The 17,879-nt window shown below is 57.5% G+C and carries 22 protein-coding genes and 1 pseudogene; 10 read left to right on the top strand and 13 right to left on the bottom strand.

From position 1 onward, the window contains the following. Positions 1-134 precede the first annotated feature (134 nt). Entirely contained in the window at positions 135-440 is a 306-nt protein-coding gene (locus AB4N42_RS25210) for a PepSY domain-containing protein (RefSeq protein WP_030142484.1), read from the bottom strand. Positions 441-561: 121 nt separating this feature from the next. Further along, positions 562-1,690 (bottom strand): annotated as a pseudogene (locus tag AB4N42_RS25205) (glycerophosphodiester phosphodiesterase). 243 nt (positions 1,691-1,933) lie between these two features. Between AB4N42_RS25205 and AB4N42_RS25200 the strand changes: the two are divergent. Then, a complete protein-coding gene (locus AB4N42_RS25200; RefSeq protein WP_030142482.1) occupies positions 1,934-2,260 on the top strand; it encodes a DUF2025 family protein in 327 nt (108 codons plus the stop codon). 176 nt (positions 2,261-2,436) lie between these two features. Here the strand turns inward: AB4N42_RS25200 and AB4N42_RS25195 are convergent, their stop codons facing one another. Continuing rightward, entirely contained in the window at positions 2,437-2,754 is a 318-nt protein-coding gene (locus AB4N42_RS25195; protein WP_460115501.1) for an antibiotic biosynthesis monooxygenase family protein, read from the bottom strand. Then, positions 2,751-3,461: a CTP synthase C-terminal region-related (seleno)protein gene (locus AB4N42_RS25190; protein ID WP_460115500.1), complete on the bottom strand. Its 711-nt coding sequence runs from the start codon at positions 3,459-3,461 to the stop codon at positions 2,751-2,753. Before AB4N42_RS25190 ends, AB4N42_RS25195 begins: the two co-directional genes overlap by 4 nt. A gap of 14 nt (positions 3,462-3,475) precedes the next feature. On the opposite strand from AB4N42_RS25190, the gene AB4N42_RS25185 reads away from it, so the two are divergent. Both AB4N42_RS25185 and AB4N42_RS25180 read left to right on the top strand, forming a co-directional pair. Then, positions 3,476-4,423: a LysR family transcriptional regulator gene (locus tag AB4N42_RS25185; protein ID WP_460115499.1), complete on the top strand. Its 948-nt coding sequence runs from the start codon at positions 3,476-3,478 to the stop codon at positions 4,421-4,423. A gap of 92 nt (positions 4,424-4,515) precedes the next feature. After that, complete coding sequence (locus AB4N42_RS25180) at positions 4,516-5,049, top strand: DUF1003 domain-containing protein (protein ID WP_460115498.1); 534 nt, start codon at positions 4,516-4,518, stop codon at positions 5,047-5,049. 26 nt (positions 5,050-5,075) lie between these two features. Here the strand turns inward: AB4N42_RS25180 and AB4N42_RS25175 are convergent, their stop codons facing one another. Next, entirely contained in the window at positions 5,076-5,684 is a 609-nt protein-coding gene (locus tag AB4N42_RS25175) for a TetR/AcrR family transcriptional regulator (protein ID WP_030142477.1), read from the bottom strand. Between the two features lie 188 nt (positions 5,685-5,872). Between AB4N42_RS25175 and AB4N42_RS25170 the strand changes: the two genes are divergently transcribed. Continuing rightward, positions 5,873-6,913, top strand: coding sequence for an MBL fold metallo-hydrolase (locus AB4N42_RS25170; RefSeq protein WP_460115497.1), 1,041 nt, complete (start codon positions 5,873-5,875; stop codon positions 6,911-6,913). Between the two features lie 10 nt (positions 6,914-6,923). On the opposite strand, the gene AB4N42_RS25165 is transcribed toward AB4N42_RS25170, so the two are convergent. After that, positions 6,924-7,241 carry a helix-turn-helix domain-containing protein gene (locus AB4N42_RS25165; protein WP_198797924.1) on the bottom strand — a complete coding sequence of 106 codons (318 nt, stop codon included), beginning with the start codon at positions 7,239-7,241 and terminating at the stop codon, positions 6,924-6,926. Between the two features lie 80 nt (positions 7,242-7,321). After that, positions 7,322-8,098 (bottom strand): AraC family transcriptional regulator, encoded by a 777-nt coding sequence (locus AB4N42_RS25160; RefSeq protein WP_030142474.1) that lies wholly within the window; start codon positions 8,096-8,098, stop codon positions 7,322-7,324. Positions 8,099-8,211: 113 nt separating this feature from the next. Here AB4N42_RS25160 and AB4N42_RS25155 point away from each other — a divergent pair, with 113 nt between their 5' ends. Genes AB4N42_RS25155 through AB4N42_RS25145 form a run of 3 tightly spaced genes read left to right on the top strand, consistent with a single transcriptional unit; the run spans position 8,212 to position 10,146 of the window. Then, positions 8,212-9,027 (top strand): sulfite exporter TauE/SafE family protein, encoded by an 816-nt coding sequence (locus AB4N42_RS25155; protein WP_198797922.1) that lies wholly within the window; start codon positions 8,212-8,214, stop codon positions 9,025-9,027. Between the two features lie 45 nt (positions 9,028-9,072). Next, positions 9,073-9,423 (top strand): hypothetical protein, encoded by a 351-nt coding sequence (locus AB4N42_RS25150; RefSeq protein WP_217861404.1) that lies wholly within the window; start codon positions 9,073-9,075, stop codon positions 9,421-9,423. Positions 9,424-9,450: 27 nt separating this feature from the next. Then, positions 9,451-10,146, top strand: a complete 696-nt coding sequence (locus AB4N42_RS25145) for a DUF6933 domain-containing protein (RefSeq protein WP_460115496.1) — start codon at positions 9,451-9,453, stop codon at positions 10,144-10,146. An 18-nt stretch (positions 10,147-10,164) separates the two neighbouring features. Here the strand turns inward: AB4N42_RS25145 and AB4N42_RS25140 are convergent, their stop codons facing one another. Further along, on the bottom strand, positions 10,165-11,151 hold the full coding sequence (locus AB4N42_RS25140; RefSeq protein WP_460115495.1) for a hypothetical protein: 987 nt from the start codon (positions 11,149-11,151) through the stop codon (positions 10,165-10,167). A 312-nt stretch (positions 11,152-11,463) separates the two neighbouring features. Here AB4N42_RS25140 and AB4N42_RS25135 point away from each other — a divergent pair, with 312 nt between their 5' ends. After that, positions 11,464-12,336: a LysR family transcriptional regulator gene (locus AB4N42_RS25135; protein ID WP_460115494.1), complete on the top strand. Its 873-nt coding sequence runs from the start codon at positions 11,464-11,466 to the stop codon at positions 12,334-12,336. Between the two features lie 27 nt (positions 12,337-12,363). Here AB4N42_RS25135 and AB4N42_RS25130 read toward each other — a convergent pair whose 3' ends face one another. Further along, the gene (locus tag AB4N42_RS25130) at positions 12,364-12,984 is read right to left on the bottom strand and encodes a LysE family translocator (RefSeq protein WP_460115493.1); all 621 of its coding nucleotides are present in this window, start codon (positions 12,982-12,984) and stop codon (positions 12,364-12,366) included. Positions 12,985-13,317: 333 nt separating this feature from the next. Here AB4N42_RS25130 and AB4N42_RS25125 point away from each other — a divergent pair, with 333 nt between their 5' ends. Both AB4N42_RS25125 and AB4N42_RS25120 read left to right on the top strand, forming a co-directional pair. Next, the gene (locus AB4N42_RS25125) at positions 13,318-13,743 is read left to right on the top strand and encodes a helix-turn-helix transcriptional regulator (RefSeq protein WP_460115492.1); all 426 of its coding nucleotides are present in this window, start codon (positions 13,318-13,320) and stop codon (positions 13,741-13,743) included. A gap of 13 nt (positions 13,744-13,756) precedes the next feature. Continuing rightward, entirely contained in the window at positions 13,757-13,996 is a 240-nt protein-coding gene (locus AB4N42_RS25120) for a type II toxin-antitoxin system Phd/YefM family antitoxin (protein WP_460115491.1), read from the top strand. A 332-nt stretch (positions 13,997-14,328) separates the two neighbouring features. On the opposite strand, the gene AB4N42_RS25115 is transcribed toward AB4N42_RS25120, so the two are convergent. The 4 genes from AB4N42_RS25115 to AB4N42_RS25100 form a co-directional block, all read right to left on the bottom strand. Then, positions 14,329-14,838 carry a BRO-N domain-containing protein gene (locus tag AB4N42_RS25115; protein WP_460115490.1) on the bottom strand — a complete coding sequence of 170 codons (510 nt, stop codon included), beginning with the start codon at positions 14,836-14,838 and terminating at the stop codon, positions 14,329-14,331. A gap of 390 nt (positions 14,839-15,228) precedes the next feature. Further along, positions 15,229-16,479 carry a ribonucleotide-diphosphate reductase subunit beta gene (locus tag AB4N42_RS25110; RefSeq protein ID WP_030142465.1) on the bottom strand — a complete coding sequence of 417 codons (1,251 nt, stop codon included), beginning with the start codon at positions 16,477-16,479 and terminating at the stop codon, positions 15,229-15,231. Positions 16,480-16,969: 490 nt separating this feature from the next. After that, positions 16,970-17,185 carry a hypothetical protein gene (locus AB4N42_RS25105; protein WP_198797915.1) on the bottom strand — a complete coding sequence of 72 codons (216 nt, stop codon included), beginning with the start codon at positions 17,183-17,185 and terminating at the stop codon, positions 16,970-16,972. 29 nt (positions 17,186-17,214) lie between these two features. Continuing rightward, positions 17,215-17,478: a DUF2790 domain-containing protein gene (locus AB4N42_RS25100; protein WP_030142463.1), complete on the bottom strand. Its 264-nt coding sequence runs from the start codon at positions 17,476-17,478 to the stop codon at positions 17,215-17,217. Positions 17,479-17,879 lie beyond the last annotated feature (401 nt).

Raw genomic sequence — 17,879 nt, 5'->3', positions numbered from 1 at the left:
AGGTTCACTTGTGCGGCATCATTGCAGGGTTCTTTGAAGGTTTTGTGACGGTTGGGCTGCGGCGAAGGCTTGGTCAGCGTTCACGAAAAAGCCGCGCAACTTTCAAGTTGCGCGGCTTCTTTTATTTCCTTGGATCAAGTGTCTTGTTTGTTCGACAAGACTTTGCCAGTGGTGGCGTCGAAATCAACGTCAAATTCCTTGCCATCGGCAGTTTTGAGTTCCACTTCATATTCGTAGCCGTTGAAGTGGTTATCCAGGTCGGTGTCGGTGATGGTGGCGCCCGGGTGCAACTTCAGGGCTTCGGCATTCATCGACTCGAGGGATTTGATCTTGCCGTCCTTGACCAATTGAGGAATCTGGTCGATTCGTACATCCGCCTGGGCCAGGCCAGCGGTGAGAGTCAGGGCGGCAGCGGTGAACAGGGCAGTCAAAGTTTTCATATGTCTTTCCTTGGTGTCGTTAAAGGGTGATTCGTTTAAGTGGGGCCAGATTATCTCTGGCAACTTAATTCACCCTTAATTCGGAAAACTTGCGCCGACCGCACCGATCCGCCCCCGATTCTTAATAACCGTTCTTCTCCAATAGTTGCACCACACTGCCGGTTTCGGGACGCTTGAAGTACTTGAGCAACTCACTGGAGCGGTTGGTGAAAATGCCATCTACGCCGGCATCCATCACTTTCTTGAAGTCCACCGGTTCATCCACGGTGTAGACATGTACCAGCAGACCCTGGTCATGGGTGTACTGGTTCATCCACGGTTTCACCAGGTCCGAATAGCTCTGGCTGCCACCATGGGTCAGTGCCGCTGAAGGTCCGGTGCCGATGGCGCCGTGGGCCTTGGCGTACTGGATCCATTGCTCGAACTCGGCCTTGTCCTTGGGCTCCTGTCTGGCGTAGTAGGCGGCCTTGTCGGTTTCGCCGGACTCGGCGAATGTCACTTTTGATTTAGGCTCGATGTTGCCTTCACCCACCCACAGCAGCAGGATTTTCGGCACCTTGGGCATTTCCTGATGAAGCAGTTCCAAGCTGCTCTTCTCGAACGTTTGCAAGACCACTTTGCCTTTGCCCTGGCCCACGCCGGTGGCGCGTTTGGCCAGCTTGGACCCGGACGGACTCAGCCAGCCACGGTCCTGCAATTTGTCCTTGAGGTCACGTTCGATGCCGGGAAACAGCTTGGGCTCCTTAGTCTCGATGTACAGCCCTGGTTTCTGCTGGGGGTTGCCCTCGGCGATGTTGATCACCTCGTCCAGCGTCAGGATCTTCAAGCCCACAAAGGAAGGCCGAGCACGGTCCGGATAAGCCGCGTTGAACCAACTGCTCGGCGTCCAGCGTCTTGAGTTCGGCCATGGTGAACGCGTTGGCGCTGCTGTCCTTGCGCTCGGGAAACTTGGTCGCGACATCGGTGGTGCGCAGCAGGTTGTCGTCATGCAAGACGAACAGGACGCCGTCCTTGCTGCGTTGCAGGTCGAGCTCCAGGTAATCCGCTCCCAGGTCCCTCGCCAGCTTGTAGGCTGCGGCGGTCGATTCCGGGGCGTCGAACGAGGCGCCGCGGTGGGCGATGACCGCTGGATGGGGAATCCCCTGCTGGGTTGCCAGGGCCTTCGGACTCGGCGTTTCGAGGGCGTGTGCCTGGCCGAGGCCGAGCAACAGGCCGAGCATCAGGGCGCTACGGGTAAAGGTGACAGGCATGCTCGAGATCCTTTCGTGGTTTCTGTAAAACCTCTCTTTTAACAATTGAACGCTGCGGACGCTATCGCCATACCGACATTGACCTGCTTAAAGCAGATTTTCCCACGCACTTTCGAACCACTTTGCAGTACCCTTGGCCGCACCAGTTTCCCCGGCAGAGGGAAACCTGAACATCATCATTCGCTTGCCCTGCGTGTAAACCATCGATCAGACGTCCCTCGGGACGCATCCATGAGGTTTACCATGCGCATCACTTCGACACTCATCTGCCAGGCCGCCGACCAGCTAAAAGGTTTTGTCGGCCTGAACCGCAAGACCGGCCGATACATCGTGCGTTTCAGCGAAGACGCTTTTGGCATGGATGTCGCCGATGACGGCATCATCCCCACCAGCGAATTTGCCTGGGCCCCGGCGGCAGGCGGCACCATGGCGCTCAAACGCGAGCGAATCCAGTTGCTGTTGGACCAGAACGTCGACGACCGGATCAACCTCACCGAGCCACTGCGTGTGTACATGGCCCGCAGCGATCTGCCGGAAATTGTTGCGGTGCGGCAGTTGGTCGAAGGCTGAGCCCTTGATCCTGAATTGAAAAAAACCGGTAGGGCCCACCAGGATTTTTGGAACGGCACGGTCCTGTGGCGAGGGAGCTTGCTCCCGCTGGGTCGCGCAGCGGCCCCCCCAAAAATGAGCGCTGCGCACTCAAGCGGGAGCAAGCTCCCTCGCAACAAAAGCATCCCGGTTAGACGTCAGATTGGGCGGTGGAAGGCGTATTCCCGTTCGACCTTGCACACCCTCGTCTGGAACTGGGCATACCAGGTTGATCGGCCACGTTCGCGGATCGCGACGTGTTCGGGATGTTGCTTCCAGGCCAGGATGGCTGCTTCGTCGTTCCAATAGGAAACAGTGATCCCCAGGCCGTCGTCGCCACGGGCCGATTCGACGCCCAGGAATCCGGGCTGCTCCCGGGCAAGGGCGAGCATGCGCTCGGCGGCTTCGGCGTAGCCTTGGTCCCCCTCGGTACGCAGGGAGGTGAAAATCACGGCGTAATAATGAGCGGCGCTCATGGCGTGTTCCTCGCGCAGGCTTCGACAAAAGCGCTGACCAGTGGCGGCACGCGGCCTTCCAGTGCGGCGCGTTCTGGCTGGAACAATGTTGCGACAAAGAAAGGATGATCCTGCAGCTCCACCGCCCGCAGGTCGCCGGCCGAATCCCTCGCAACGGCGTTCAGACGTTGGCTCAGCAAGTCTTTTTCAAAATCTGGATTAACCCCGAAGCGGCAATGGTAGCCCTCGAACGCGGTCTGTCGGCCGTAGGCCTTGGCAATCAGCGAGCCCGCATCAAGCTGAAGGCTGTCGATGGTCTCGACCAAGGCACAGCTCAGCGGCGTCAATAATGCCCGTTCAGCATTCGGGGTCGTTTCGCCATGGGCAGCGTCAACCCAGCCCATCACGGTGCGGGCATATTCCAGCACGGCATGCTGAAAGCCGCCGCAGGTGCCGAGGAAAGGCCGACGTTGTTCGCGGGCAAAACGAATGGCTCGCAAGGCGCCTTCTTCATTCTGGTAGGGGCTGCCGGGGACGCACCAGACACCGTCGAAGTCATTCAACAACGTAGCGTCGACAAGCCCGTTGGTGGCCAGCCACTGGAAGCGAATGTCGTGGCCCGTTTGCCTGCCGGCCAGTTCAAGTGCGAGGGGGATCGCTCGGTGAGCGGTGATTTGCGGGTCATAATCGCCGACCAGGGCGATGTTGAGGGGGTGCTGTTTTTCCATGGGTGGCTCGCCGCTTGTTGATTCCTGGTTGCCACTATAGATTGGCGTTCACGCAATCAATATTGGCGTTTACCCAAGTGATCAATGCAGCCACGCACTATCGTCTGGACTATCCCGACCTGTCCCTGATCCTCGCGCTGGTCCGTGGCGGCTCTCTGGCACGGGCGGCTCGACTGCTGGCGGTGGATGTCTCCACCGTCTTTCGCTCGGTGCGTCGTTTGGAGGCCGCCCTCGGCCAACCCTTGTTCGATAAAAGTCGTTCGGGTTACTTGCCCACGAGCCTGGCCCAGGCGTTGGCCGAACAAGCCGAAAGGGCAGAGCAAGCCTTGGAGGCGGCGCGGGTGGGCGTGGAGCAGGGCGGTGAAGTTATCAGCGGGACGGTGCGCCTGACCTGCAGTGACTCAGTCCTGCAAGCGTTGTTGTTGCCGGCACTTGCGCGTTTCATGCCGGCTTATCCGGCGTTGAGCCTTGAACTGAGCACCTCGAACGACTTTGCCAACCTGAGCCGCCGCGATGCCGACGTTGCGTTGCGATTGACCCGGACGCCGCCGGAGCACCTGGTGGGGCGCAACCTGGGGAATGTGGCTTATCGGGTATGCGCTAGCGCCACGTATCTGCACTCTGTGGATGCGGATGACCTGGCTACCATGATCTGGATCGCGCCAGACGATTTCCTCCCCGACCACCCCACCGTGGCTTGGCGTCGCCAATATCTACCCGGCGTGGTGCCGGCCTATCGTTGTAACAGCATGCTCTCGGTCACCGAGCTGGTGCGGGCCGGCCTGGGGGTTGCGGCACTGCCGGACTTCTTGATTGATGAAAGCAAGGGCCTGATGCCTTTGGGCGAACCGCTGGAGGGTTACGACACGGCGCTGTGGCTGCTGACCCGTCCGGACTGCCGGGCCTTGCGCTCGGTGGTGACCTTGTTCGACGAGTTGGGGCGCAATCTGCGCTGGGGGTGATTTTTAACGGACCGAGGGTGCATGACTCAATGGATGACGTTCTTCAACGGTTATAGTGCCTTGAGCACCCGCCCTTGGCAGAGAGCATCACGATGACGAAGTCTTCCCAGCCCACGCCCTCCGTACCCGTTGACCACTTGCGCTTTCATCGCCCTCACGCTCATCTGGCGCCGACCTTTGGCAATGATCGCTTCGCGCTGAGGGCGGAAGCATTCGCGCGTTTTTTCGGGACGCCAATGTTCCTCGGCGCGCAAACCTTGATCGTCCTGATATGGGTAACCCTGAACCTGCTGGGCGTGTTTCATTTCGATGCCTACCCGTTCATCCTGCTGAACCTGGCGTTCAGCCTGCAGTCGGCCTATGCCGCGCCGCTGATTCTGCTCGCACAAACCCGCCAGGCCGCCCGGGACAAAGCCCAGGCGGAAGCCGATGCCCAGCATCGCGAAGCCTTGGCCATCGCCAACAGCGAACGGCAGGCCCAAGCGGCCCAGAACACGGCGCAGCTGCTCGAATTGCTCGAGCAGAACACCCACCTGACGGAAATGACCAAGGCATTGACCGAGCGTATCGACAGCTTGACCACTGAAATGCACCGGAAAGTCGTAGGCAATCCTTCCATGCAATAAGCCCTGCACAGAAGTGCACCGGTCGATCAGGCCTGGTAGCGACTCAGGAACATGTCGAGGGCCGACTCGATCACCCGGGTCTGCTCCTCCTGGGTCAGGCTCGGCTGGCCCATCGAAACCTGCGGCCAGAACGCGAATGTCTTGAGCAGCCCATGCATCTGTTGGGCGGCGAAGGCTGGCTCAACGGGCTTCAACCGACCATCGGCCTGGGCCTGGCGAATCCAGGCCGTCAGACCTTCTTCGCGTTCACCCATGCGCGACACCATGTCTTGTGCTCGCTCCGGGGAGTGAATCGTCGCGGCGATGGCAATGCGTGCCAGGTCGAGGAAATTCTCGTCCGCCAGCAGCTGCAGTTTGGCTTGCAACAGCGTTTGCAGTTGCTTGCGTAGTGGCGCCTGAGAGCGGTAGGGCATGTCCTGTTCCGCAGTGATGCTGTTCCATAACCGATTCAGAATTTCGGCAAACAGTTCTTCCTTGCTCGGGAAATGGTTGTACACCGTGCGCTTGGATACACCGGCAGTCGCGGCGATCCTGTCCATGCTGGTGACCTCGAAACCGCTGCTACGGAATTCAGCAATCGCAGCTTGGAGGATGGCTTCGCGTTTTCGCTCGGTGAGGCGTTGCGGTGCGGTCATGGGCATTCGTCGGTTGAAAGATAGAATTTACACTCGGCAGTTTACTTGGCTGGCGGATTCATGCAATGTAGAAACTACACCGAGTGGTGTAGTTTTCTGAATCAAGCGGCTGAGCGTGTACGTAGCGGCCATCCAGCGTCCACAACGGCGAAGCGCAACAGCGCTGGCGCCCTTGGAGTTATCGCATCATGACCATTTCTTCTCCGGATAACCCTGCATCGCGACATGAACAGGGCAAGTATCGCAATCATGCCTTCACACCGCGCGAAGGCTTTGGCACCACCCTGCGCATCATCTGGAACATGATCTTCCACAAGCCGCACTCCACCCGTCCTGCGGGTGCCATCGACGTTCGACCGTTGACACGTGCCGCGTTGCTGGCCGCGCCGAACCACAGCGTCTTCCGCCTGGGCCATTCCACCGTGCTGCTCAAGCTGCGGGATAAATTCTGGCTCACAGACCCCGTTTTCTCCGAGCGCGCCTCACCTGTGCAATGGGCCGGCCCCAAGCGTTTTCACCAACCGCCCATCAGCCTGGAAGAATTGCCGCCCATCGAAGCGGTGATCCTTTCCCATGATCATTACGACCACCTCGACCATCAGGCCATTCTCAAGCTGGCGACCAAGACCCGCCACTTCCTGGCGCCCCTGGGCGTAGGCGACACCCTGATCAAATGGGGTGTCGACGCCAGCAAGGTGCGCCAGTTGGACTGGTGGCAGGGCACCGAGGTTGACGGCATCGAATTCATAGCCACGCCCTCCCAGCATTTTTCCGGACGCGGCCTGTTCGACAGCAACAGCACCCTGTGGGCCTCGTGGGTCATGATCGACGGCGCCACACGAATCTTCTTCAGCGGCGATACCGGTTACTTTGACGGTTTCAAGCGCATCGGCGAACGATACGGCCCGTTCGATCTGACGCTGATGGAAACCGGCGCCTATAACGTCGATTGGCCTCATGTCCACATGCAGCCGGAGCAAACCTTGCGGGCCCATATCGATCTCAAGGGCCGTTGGCTGTTGCCAATCCACAACGGCACGTTCGACCTGGCGATGCATGCCTGGTATGAACCCTTCGATCGCATCCTGGCCCTGGCCTGGGAACGCAACGTCTGCATCACCACGCCCCAAATGGGCGAAGCTTTCACACTGACGCAGCCGCAATCTGGCCGCGCCTGGTGGCTGGACGTGGAATCCCCGGCATATCAGGACCAGGCCGGAATCGCCTAGTCTGTGAGTTTTACTCGATCATTGCGTAATCGGGGCGCCCCATCGGGTCCGGCGTAGCACCCTTGATGTTCATGCCGCGCCCCGGTGCAAAGCCGGGGAAGAACACCAGGCCCTCGGCCTCCAGGCGAAACGCCAGGGCCAGGCGGGTCACGTCGAGCAAGTCGCCACCGGCTTCGAAGCGCCGGATAGCCTTGACCGAGACGCCGGACTGCCGGGACAGCTCCTCGACACTCCAGCCCAACATGGCGCGGGCCTGCGCACTGTGGGCGGGGGTGAATTGATAGACAGCGATGCGTTCCAGGGTGGTTTTGATTGCGAGAGAGGCCATGAGCAGCTCCAAAGCGGCGGATTATAAGTACTGTGTTTTTGTACAGTTGTTTTGAGGCCGCTTCAATCTCATTTTTTTGATCAACGACCAGCGGTCATCTCCAACCAGGTGCTCGGTGCATGGCCGAGCGTGCGGCGAAACATGGTGGAAAATGCCGCTGGGCTGTCATAGCCCAAGTCCAGGGCGATGCGCGTCACCGAGTCCCCGCCAGCCAGGCGAGGCAGCGCCGCCATCACGCACGCCTGTTGACGCCATTGACTGAAACTCAGGCCAGTGTGCCGACTGAACAGCCGATTGAATGTACGTAAGCTGATGTGCAACTGCGCCGCCCATTTCACAGGCGAGGCATGGGCGTCAGGGTGTGTCAGGAACGCCTGGCATAGTTCGAGCAGCTGTGGATCCCGTGGCATGGGAAGGTGCAGCGGCAGATGGGCGCTGCGCAGCAGTTCATGCAATAGCAGACCTATCAGTGCACCGTCCCGTCCCGCCTCGTCGTATTCCGGCGCAAGCTCGACGGCTTCCATCAACAACTGACGCATCAAGGGCGACACGCTGATGACTTGGCAGCGCGAATCCATGGCCGTTACCGTGGCCGGTTCGATGTAGAGACTGCGCGTACTCACGCCCAGCATCAATACTTCATGATCGACCCCCGGCGGAATCCACACTGCCCGTTGCGGTGGCACCACCCAGTTGCCATCCGCCGTGCTGACCTGCATCACCCCGGTGGCGCCATAGAGTAACTGCGCGCGGCGATGCCGATGCAACGGCAACATTTGGCCGTGGGCGTAGTCGGTGCCGATGGCGACGACGGCCCTGGGGGTCGCATCCTGTAAATCGATCGAGCTGTTGCGCATCGACGGGGTACTCGCGAATGGCGTAAACGCGAATATTGTTGGCCTATTTGCTACGGCGAGCCAAGCGTGGCGTGTTTATCGTAGGCGTCTCCCCATTTCACGGATTCGCCTCGATGTTCTACGTATTACTTGCCTGTTTTGGCTGCCTGAGTGGCGTGACGGCTGTGTTGTTCGGCTTCGGCGGCGGCTTCGTCGTGGTGCCCTTGCTATACCGCATGCTCACCGCCAGCCACGGTACCGACGACCCAATCGGCCAATCGGCGATGCACATTGCCGTGGCCACCTCGACCTGCGTGATGATCGTCAACGCGCTGATCGCCACCGTGAAGCATCACCGCGCCGGTAATCTTATTTGTCATTATGTATGGCCGTTGGGCGGCTTCATTGGCCTGGGCGCTATCATCGGAGCCGTTGTCGCGATGTGGTCGAACAGCGAAGTCATTCGCTATGCCTTTATCGTTTACCTGGGCGTGACCATTCTGGACTGCTTGTTCCGACGCGGTTTTCTGACACAGTCTGACGCTGCAGTCCCACGGAGATTGAGCAGCACAGAGGTCTCGGCAGGCGGGATCAGCATCGGTGTCATTGCCACTTTTCTGGGCGTGGGTGGCAGCGTCATGACGGTGCCCTTGCTGCGCCGTTGCGGGCTGAACATGTCCCGCGCGACGTCCATGGCCAACCCGTTGAGTTTGCCGGTTGCGGTGGCCGGGACGTTGACTTACATGCTCATGGCTGGGTTTACCGAGTTTGATTTGGGGGCTTGGTTTGTTGGGTACGTCGACTTGATGGCCTTCGCTGTGCTGACACTTGGCGCGCTGCTGGGTATCCGTCTGGCAACGCCATGGATCGGACGGATACCGGATAGGCTTCACGCCTGGGTCTATATTGGATTGTTGGTCGTTGTGATGCTGGGCATATCGATAAGATAAAATCTCCGTGCAGCGTTGCTCCATGTCTTGTTGAAGGAGAGTGGCATGTCGATATCCGACAGTGATTGGAAGCGTTACAACGAGCTCAGCGAGCTGGCGTTGGAACGCTTCTGCCAAGGCGTTCTTTCGGATGCCCAGACAGTGGCTCAGAACGAAGCTCTATCCGCTCACGCTCGATATCGCACGCTCTACCGGCTCATGCGAGATCGTGACAAGAGCTTGGCGATGGCGTTCAACGTAGGTCGACGTCGAGACATTTCCTTATCGTTGAGATTGCTGATTGCGTACGACCTGTTGAGCGATCAGGAATTGACGATTCTGAATGAGGAGCTTCGTGAAAGAGTTTCCGACGCTGTTCGCCAACCGTTCGAGATTGAATGGGCCGACGACGCCTAGCGTCTCTCATATTTTCCGAGAGTTTAAATGCTGATCTTCAACTGCACCGAAGCGGCCAGTAATTTTTTCAGCCGCGTGAGCAAAGGTAAGAAAGTCACCCCGATAGAGAAACCGCCATCCCCTGTTATCGAGGACGATGAGCTGGGTGAGCTCGACGAGCAATGGCTGGTTCATGTAATCACTGTGCAGCGCAAACACGTGTTGTTCGTCATCCACGTGCGAACCCGTTATTGCATGATTTTCGCCGGTGCTAAAAAAGCGGAAATTGAAGGTTTTGTTCGCCGGTTTTCCGAACGATGGATCAATGGCCTGATGCGTCACGCGGGGCAGCATGATCTTCTTCGCTGGGTCGATGATGAGCCGATGATGGAGCGCTTTGTGAAATGTTGCGGTGAGTGCGTCTTTTACAAGCGTGGTCATCGAGGCGCGCAAAAGCACATTAACGAAATTTCCTGGACGTTCGAGGACTGCGCCGCGGAGTGGGGAACGTTACCCTCTGATGAGTTCTCCGCGGGCCGCTTCGATGGCAGCATGAACGACGTCCCAAGAAGCACTAAGGAATGCAAGGGCTACCAGTATCCGGACGAAGAAATGGTTATTCACTGGTTGCGACGTTATGCCGGCTTGGATGAGTCGGCCGCCCAGGCAGCGCGTGACCGGCGCATGGAAGTGAAACGGGAAATATGGGCGTTCGAACGCCTGCTTGCCCAAGAGGCGCAATGAAAAGAGTGGTACTGCAAGTTACTTCTCAGCCAACCCCGGCGCCTCCCGAATAATGAAGTGATCCAGATTCTCGATATTGGCACTGAACACCCCGAACGTTTCTTCGGGGTTCTTCTTACTCGGTACTTGTTTGAACTCCGGCGTCACGCCATAAAAGAAGCAATACAACGGCGCATCACTGTCGATGGCGTGCTTGATCTCTGCCAGGAACGCCTTGCGCTTGCGGTAGTTATCGATCAGCTTCTTGCTCAGGTAAACGTTGACCGAGTAAGGCTTCTTCTTCGCCTCGTCCGGCTGCTTGAACCAGACCTTTGCTTCGAAATCGATGCGAAAGCTCAGTGTGTAATCCTTGATTTCCTTGATCTTGCCCCAGTAAATCAAGCCCCTGTTGTCCTGCAAATACTCGATCTTCTTGAAGAACGATGCATAGGGCGCCGTGTGCTCGCCAATCTTCAGCGGCATGCGCTTGAGCAGATCCTTGTCCGCGAAGTTCGAGACGAAACATTCCACTGGATGGGCGAAGACGCTGGTCTTGTCCGGTGTCGAGTCCTGGGCGGAATGAGCGTTATCACCGTGGGACGATAGGGTGGGCGACGTAGGCCGAGTCTCTGCCTCAACGTCCTTCGACGGATCGGACGGCTTGCGCACGTACTGACGCCGAGTCAGCAACAGCTCCGACGGAAAATGCTCCTCACGGTCGTCATCTGCTTCAACGCTTTGCGCATCAAGCCCTGGCGTTTTCGGACTGGCATAAGGGCAGCCTTCGATATGCTGGGTCGTTGGCTGATTCTTGAAATGCGGCGTGCGGATGTAATTGACGTTCTTGGCATTGAATGTCGTCAGCCGATTCCCCTCATCAAACGCCGCCCGACAGGCATCGTTGGGGCACTGAAAGCGCTCCTTGGCCGAATCGAAGGCCATGGTCTCGTCGAAATTCAGGTCCCGAACGTCATAGATCGAAAGCTTGGCATCGAGGCTGAGGCAATAGGCGGTGTCGAATTTCATCGGGGCTCGGGTCCGTGAGAGGAGGTGTATTAATACCGAAGGGCAGGGCGGGATGCACCTGAAGTTTCAACACACCAAAAACTCCTGTGGGAGCGAGCCTGCTCGCGATTCCCAAACCCAACCCCGCCATCAAGCCCGCCACCCGTGGCGAGGGAGCTTGCTCCCGCTGGGCTGCGAAGCGCCCCCGATCCGCAGTTTCTTACTCAGGGAAATCGATATCATAATGCCGGTTTTTCTCGATAACGTGGCCTCTAGTTATTTCGAATAGAAATAGGAAGAGATCGATTTTCCATTTTTGGGTATGTCATCAACATGGATTGGGATGATCTGAAGGTCTTTATCTTCGTGGCTAAATCGAACAACGTGACCGAGGCCGGAATCTCGCTCAAGGTTTCGACCTCGACGGTGTCGCGCAAGATCGCGGCACTTGAGGAATCGCTCGGTACGGTATTGTTTTCGAAGAACACGAACGGCTACTTCCTGACTGAGGCGGGAAGGGTGATGCTGCCATTGGCACTGGAAACGGAGGAGCGTTTCAAACTGATCGAGCGGCAGATGTCGCAGCCGGGTGATCGGATGGCGGGGCAGGTGCGCATCGATTGCCCGGAGCTCATGGGCACGCACTTGATCATTCCGCAACTCGCTGTATTTCAGGATCAGCACCCAGAGATCAGCTTCGACTTCATTAACTCGGCGGTGTCGTCGAAACTCACACAGAGCCACAGCGACATCATTATCCGCTTGCGCAGGCCCGAGAATGGAAACTTTACCATGCGCCGGGTCGGGACACTGACGCAGGGGCTTTTCTGCTCCCAGGCGTATGCCGATGCCAACGGTCTGCCGGCCGAACCCGCCGACCTCAAGCACCACAGCCTGATCGGCTGGACCGAAGAAATGTCGTATATGCCGCTCGCCCAATGGTTGAGCGAGATGGCCGGGGACCCGAGGCTGTGGATGCGCGTTTCAAACCTGAATGCGCAGCTCAAGGCCGTCGAAGCCGATCTGGGGATTGCCGCGTTACCCGTCTATGTCGGACATCAGTCCGGTCTGTGCCAGGTGTGGGCCGATCGCCCTGGGCGCAGCTCGGAAATCTGGTTGCTGCGCAACCAGGCTACCCAGGGTGTGAGTCGCGTTGATCGAGTGGTGGAGTATCTGACGGAGCTGTTTCACGGCGATATTGCATGAACAGTGGGTCTGGCCATGGGAACCTCCTTAAAGCGGACCGATGCGCAGGAAAATCCAAACAGCAACCGCTATCAACATCAGGCCGAACGCAGCGTTCTGAAACATCAACCATTTGGGGCGCGATTGGATCAGTTTCTGCACGGTCGACCCCATCGACACCCAGATGACGTGCGAGAAGAAGTTCAGCGAAATCAGCGCCGCACTGAGGATCAACACGACCGTGCTGCTGGTCTCTCCGGAAGGCATGAACGTGGAAAACATCACCAGCAACATCACGATCCCTTGCACGTTGCCCAGTTGCACAACAATGCCGTCCCGAAATTGCAAATGCATGGCCTTGTCGGTGGGCGCCTTCAGTGGCCGACGCAGTATGCGCACACCCCGCCAAAAGATGTAGAAACTGCCCACCACTTGCAGCGCCCATACCAGTGTCGGGTTGTCCGTCAGCGTGTGATAAAGGCCTAGGCCGACCAGCACGGCGATCAGGAAGTAAGTCATGTCGAGCCCAACGATAAACCGCACCGAGCGACGCACACCGCTTTGCGCACCCGACGTCGCCACCATCAAGTTGCCAGGGCCTGCACTCAGGGTCAGCGGCACCATGGTCGATAGCCAAAGCAACCAGTTGATGCTGGAGATTTCTTGCATGTTGTCTTCCTTGATCACAACGCGGACTTGATTCCGGCAAGTCTAATTTGCGGTTGCTTCTAGGGTTATAGCGAAGAACGCAAGGCGGTTTTTCATAAATGGGGGAAGGGTGGTGGGGAGGAGGGCGCTCGCGACTACCACAAACAATTCAGCCATCAAGCCTGCCACCTGCATGTGGCGAAGTGATTTAGCGAAACGTCGCCCCGCCCCGCTGGGTTGCGAAGCGGCCTCTTTTCCGGTCCCAGATTGACGTAATCGGTATCATAATGCCGGTTATGGCCTGACCTTCCAGATAACCGGCAATATAATGCCGAAACAACAAATAGAATTTCGATGAAAGAGAACACGGGTGAACGACGCAGGGCGATCATTGACGACATCGTCATGCAACATATGACAGGGACCCAAACCTTGGGAACCTCTATCCGCCGGCTGAGACTTGAGGTTACTGGGCTCGACCAAGAGACCTTCGCAGTTATGTGCAAGATGTCGACAAAGGCTCTCTACCAGATCGAAAAGGACAAGGGTAATCCGAGCATCAGCACCCTCGATGCGATCCTGAGAAAGTTTGGATTGCGCTTGGGGTTGATGGCTGCTGTACCTCTTTACACGCCGCCACCCCGACCGCAAAAAATCGACCCCAAAGCGCCCGCTCGCGGCGCTAACCCTAAACGAAAGCCCACAAAGCAGCCCGGTAGAGTTGCTACTCTCAGATCCACTAAAAAGGTAAAGGATGGCGACAATGGCCCAGGCGAATGAGCGGAGACGGTGTATGAGCGAACAGGTTCAAGTAACCCTGCGCGAAGCAAAGTCCCAGCTCTTACAACTGGGTGCACGTGCATGGCAGGGCGACAGGGTGGTGATCACCAAGGCCGGCAAGCCTTATCTGGAACTGCTGCCTCATGTCGCTACACCGCAGGCGCGCAAGCCTGGTCGATTGAAGGGGAATATTCGGATGCTGGCGGATTTCGACCGCACTCCCGAGGACGTCATCAAGGGGTTTGAGGGCTAGCTCTGAGTTCAGGCGAATCTTCTTGATCTGAGAGTTCAGCAGATACCTCAGCCATGCAGGCCTCGTCGAACTCTCGCATGGTGGCCTCGTCGATAGCGCCTACTTTCAGCAACGCTTCGGCCGAGCTGTGAATCGACTCGAAGGCCTCACTTCTTATTTTTTTCGTCATTACATATCTCCATAAATTCTTTTCTATCAACAGACGCTGAAGTTCTTCAGAGCCTACACCCGTGGCGAGGGAGCTTGCTCCCGCTGGGCTGCGCAGCAGCCCTCATTCCATATGACCAACAAAAAACGTCGCTCGAACACGGACGACGGCCTCTGATTGAATCTCAAGACCCTCGCAAAATCCGAGAAGCTTTCCGCCACCATGACTCATGCTGCCCAAACGGATCATCCACCAGCAGCGCCGGCATATCCCGCAAGCGAATCCATGGCTCATCCTGCCAGTGCAGCATGCAGAGCGACATCTTCGGCCAATCCAACACGCTCAATTTAGGCCGTTCCACCTTATGCGAATAGCGCTCATCCCGTAGGGTAGGCACCACCTGATGCGTGATCCACTCACGCAGCAACCGATATTCAGGACAGTAGTGATAAACCAGCAACGCATAAACGCCCGATTCGCTCAGCATCAGACGCTCTTCGGTCAAGCCGTGGACATGCACGAGCATCATCCGGCGCTGGTCAGGGTCAAGCTTGCGGGTCATGCGTTCATCGAGGTGTTTGCTCATCAAGCGCCCCAAATCGGAGGCGCTGAACCAAGCTTGGTTTTCAAGCAGAAGGGCATGAAAATTAACGTTATGACGGGTAAAAACCGCCGGACTGTAAGCGTCAGGCATGACGGTTCTCCGAGACATACGGAAAGCAGAGCTGCATTCTTGTGGGCATAACTACCTCTACGTTTGAAAGTTAGTGGCGCGAGCCCGACGTAGAGGATGTAAGAAAAATCCCAACTGGCTATTTTCCCCCCACGGAATTGCACGTGTCCTCGGACAGTACGCGATTCCATGTTCGGCGATTAGCTACTACGTTGGGCGTTTCTTAGGCACCTGCGACTAAGATAGGTAACGAGGCGATACGGGGTCAATACGGAAAAAATCTGAGTTTGTCGTAGGGCAGAGGTGGTATGCCTGTCCTGAAGTTAAACGCGGTTTGGGTCCTGTAGAAATGCAAAAACCCCGTTTCACGGGGTTTTAGTTACGCATGCAGCCTAGGATCTGTCTTTCGAATCAATCCCAGCTCAAAGCCCCACCCGTCTGATACTCAATCACCCGAGTCTCAAAGAAGTTCTTCTCTTTCTTCAAGTCCATGATCTCGCTCATCCAAGGGAACGGATTCGTCGTCCCCGGATACTCTTCTTTCAAGCCAATCTGCGACAAGCGACGGTTAGCGATGAACTTGAGGTAGTCCTCCATCATCGCCGCGTTCATCCCCAATACACCGCGAGGCATGGTGTCGCGGGCGTATTCGATTTCCAGTTGGGTCCCTTGCAGGATCATCTGGGTCGCTTCTTCCTTCATCTCGGCATCCCACAAGTGTGGGTTTTCGATTTTGATCTGGTTGATCACGTCGATGCCGAAGTTCAGGTGCATGGATTCGTCGCGCAGGATGTACTGGAACTGCTCGGCGACGCCGGTCATCTTGTTGCGGCGGCCCATGGAGAGGATCTGGGTGAAGCCGCAGTAGAAGAAGATGCCTTCCAGGACGCAGTAATAGGCGATCAGGTTGCGCAGCAGCTCTTTGTCGGTGTCCGGGGTGCCGGTTTCGAACTTCGGATCGGAGATCGAACGGGTGTATTTCAGGCCCCAGGCGGCTTTTTTCGCGACCGATGGGATCTCGTGGTACATGTTGAAGATTTCGCCTTCATCCATGGCCAGCGATTCGATGCAGTACTGGTAGGCGTGGGTATGGATCGCCTCTTCGAAGGCCTGGCGCAGGATGTACTGGCGGCACTCCGGGTTGGTGATCAGGCGGTACACGGCCAGGACCAGGTTGTTGGCAACCAGGGAGTCGGCGGTGGAGAAGAAGCCCAGGTTGCGCATCACGATGCGGCGTTCGTCGTCGGTCAGGCCTTCCGGGTTTTTCCAGAGGGCGATGTCGGCGGTCATGTTGACTTCTTGCGGCATCCAGTGGTTTGCGCAGCCGTCCAGGTACTTCTGCCAGGCCCAGTCGTATTTGAATGGCACGAGCTGGTTGAGGTCGGCGCGGCAGTTGATCATGCGCTTTTCATCGACGGCGACACGGGCGGAGGCGCCTTCGAGTTCGGCGAGGCCTTCGGCGACGTCGAGTTTGTCGAGGGCGGCCTTGGCGCGAATGATCGCGGCCGAGTCGCTGGCCGTCACGGCCCGGGCTTCGAGGGCGGCGGCACCGCCGGCGCTGTCGAGGCGGTCCATGTTGGCTTCAGAAGCGTGGCCGGCGTTGGCGCCTTTTACAGCGACTTCGCCACTGTCTTCTTTGTCGAATTCGTCCCAGCTCAGCATGACGTGTCGTCTCCTGCGTGAGGGCCAGATGCCCAATGAAGGCCTACTGGCCGCGGTGGATCTTGAAAAATCGTTTGTTGCAGCAGCTGACGCAGGCAATAAACAGAAAAATGTACGGGTCATTCCGGAGCAGCGGTGAACGCGGGGAGGCGATGGGCCCCTGCGTGGGCTCCAGGCTGGCGTGATCCCCTGTAAGGGAATATTGCAGGCCCGTTTAAGGCGGCATTATAAGGACTTTTTTGCCTACGTGGTGTGGCGAAATAGCTCACAGAAGGGGCGGCGGGGGGTATATCCGCGTGGGAGCGAGGGTTTACAAGGCTTTGGCCGTTGAAGATTTTTTTTGCAGGGTGCGGATCGCGGTTTTTTTTTGATCAAAAAATCAGCGTTTTTTGCGGTTTTGCACTACATGTTGTGTTTGTGAAGGGTTTTCGGCGGTTCCAGACACAACCTGGCCCGATCGAAATCGAGCCATGGAAGTTGCCAGTAATGATCAGTCGGTACGCGCCGAATCGGCATGGTCGCGGTCATCGGTGGCGACGGTCGCGGTGTGTGTGCGGTCGTGATCGTCGGTGGCAATCGTGGCGGTATCCATCAGGTCGTAGCGCTTGATTGCGGCGGCGGAACCGGTGCGATCGAATCCGTCGGCGGCGAAGGTGCTGGCAGCCAGTACGGACAGGGTCAGGGTGAGGATCAGTTTGCTTTTCATGAGGGTTGGTCCTGGTTCGATTAGGTTGATCAGCCGTTGGAGCAACCGTTGCCCATGACGCTGTAGCGCAGGATGTGGCGTTGGCCCTTGGAGTCGTCGTATTCCATCTTCGCCGGGACCACTTCGCAGACATTCGGGATGTCGCTCATGTAGATAACTTTGGCGATGTCCAGGTGGGTGGAGTAGGTGTACTCCTCGATTGCCGGTTTTTGCTGTGCAACATCGGTCGGGGCCTCGTCCGCCATCGCGGTGGCGCACAGGCTGCCGAGGACCAGAACCCATAAAGCTTTCATCTGTATTTCACCTTTTTTGAGGTCGAGTGGGGTCACGCAACCTTTTTGGGGTTGCGTGTGGAGCAAGTGTTGGAAGTTGGATCAACGGCCTTCGTGGGGGCTGTGTTGCGTCAATCGTGTTTGCCGGTTGGCGAGGTGGATTTTAGAAGGAGGGGGTGGGGGTAAACAGACTCGGTTTTGATAAACACTGTTGGTTGATCTGGTAATAATCGGCGTGGGGGCTAGGGGATGCCTGCTATATCTATGTGGGATTTACCGCCGTCTTCGCGAGCAGGCTCGCTCCCACATGAAGATATCTTCAGGTGGCTTTGCGGGTTAGTACCGACATTTTGTAGGGACTTGTTACTACCATCGTCGAATGGTTCTATAGGCCCGCCCCAAGCTACAACGGAACCATACAA

The organism is Pseudomonas sp. H2_D02 (assembly GCF_054677635.1).
Note: the sequence above shows the minus strand (reverse complement) of the source record. Positions and strands in the feature narration are given on the sequence as shown.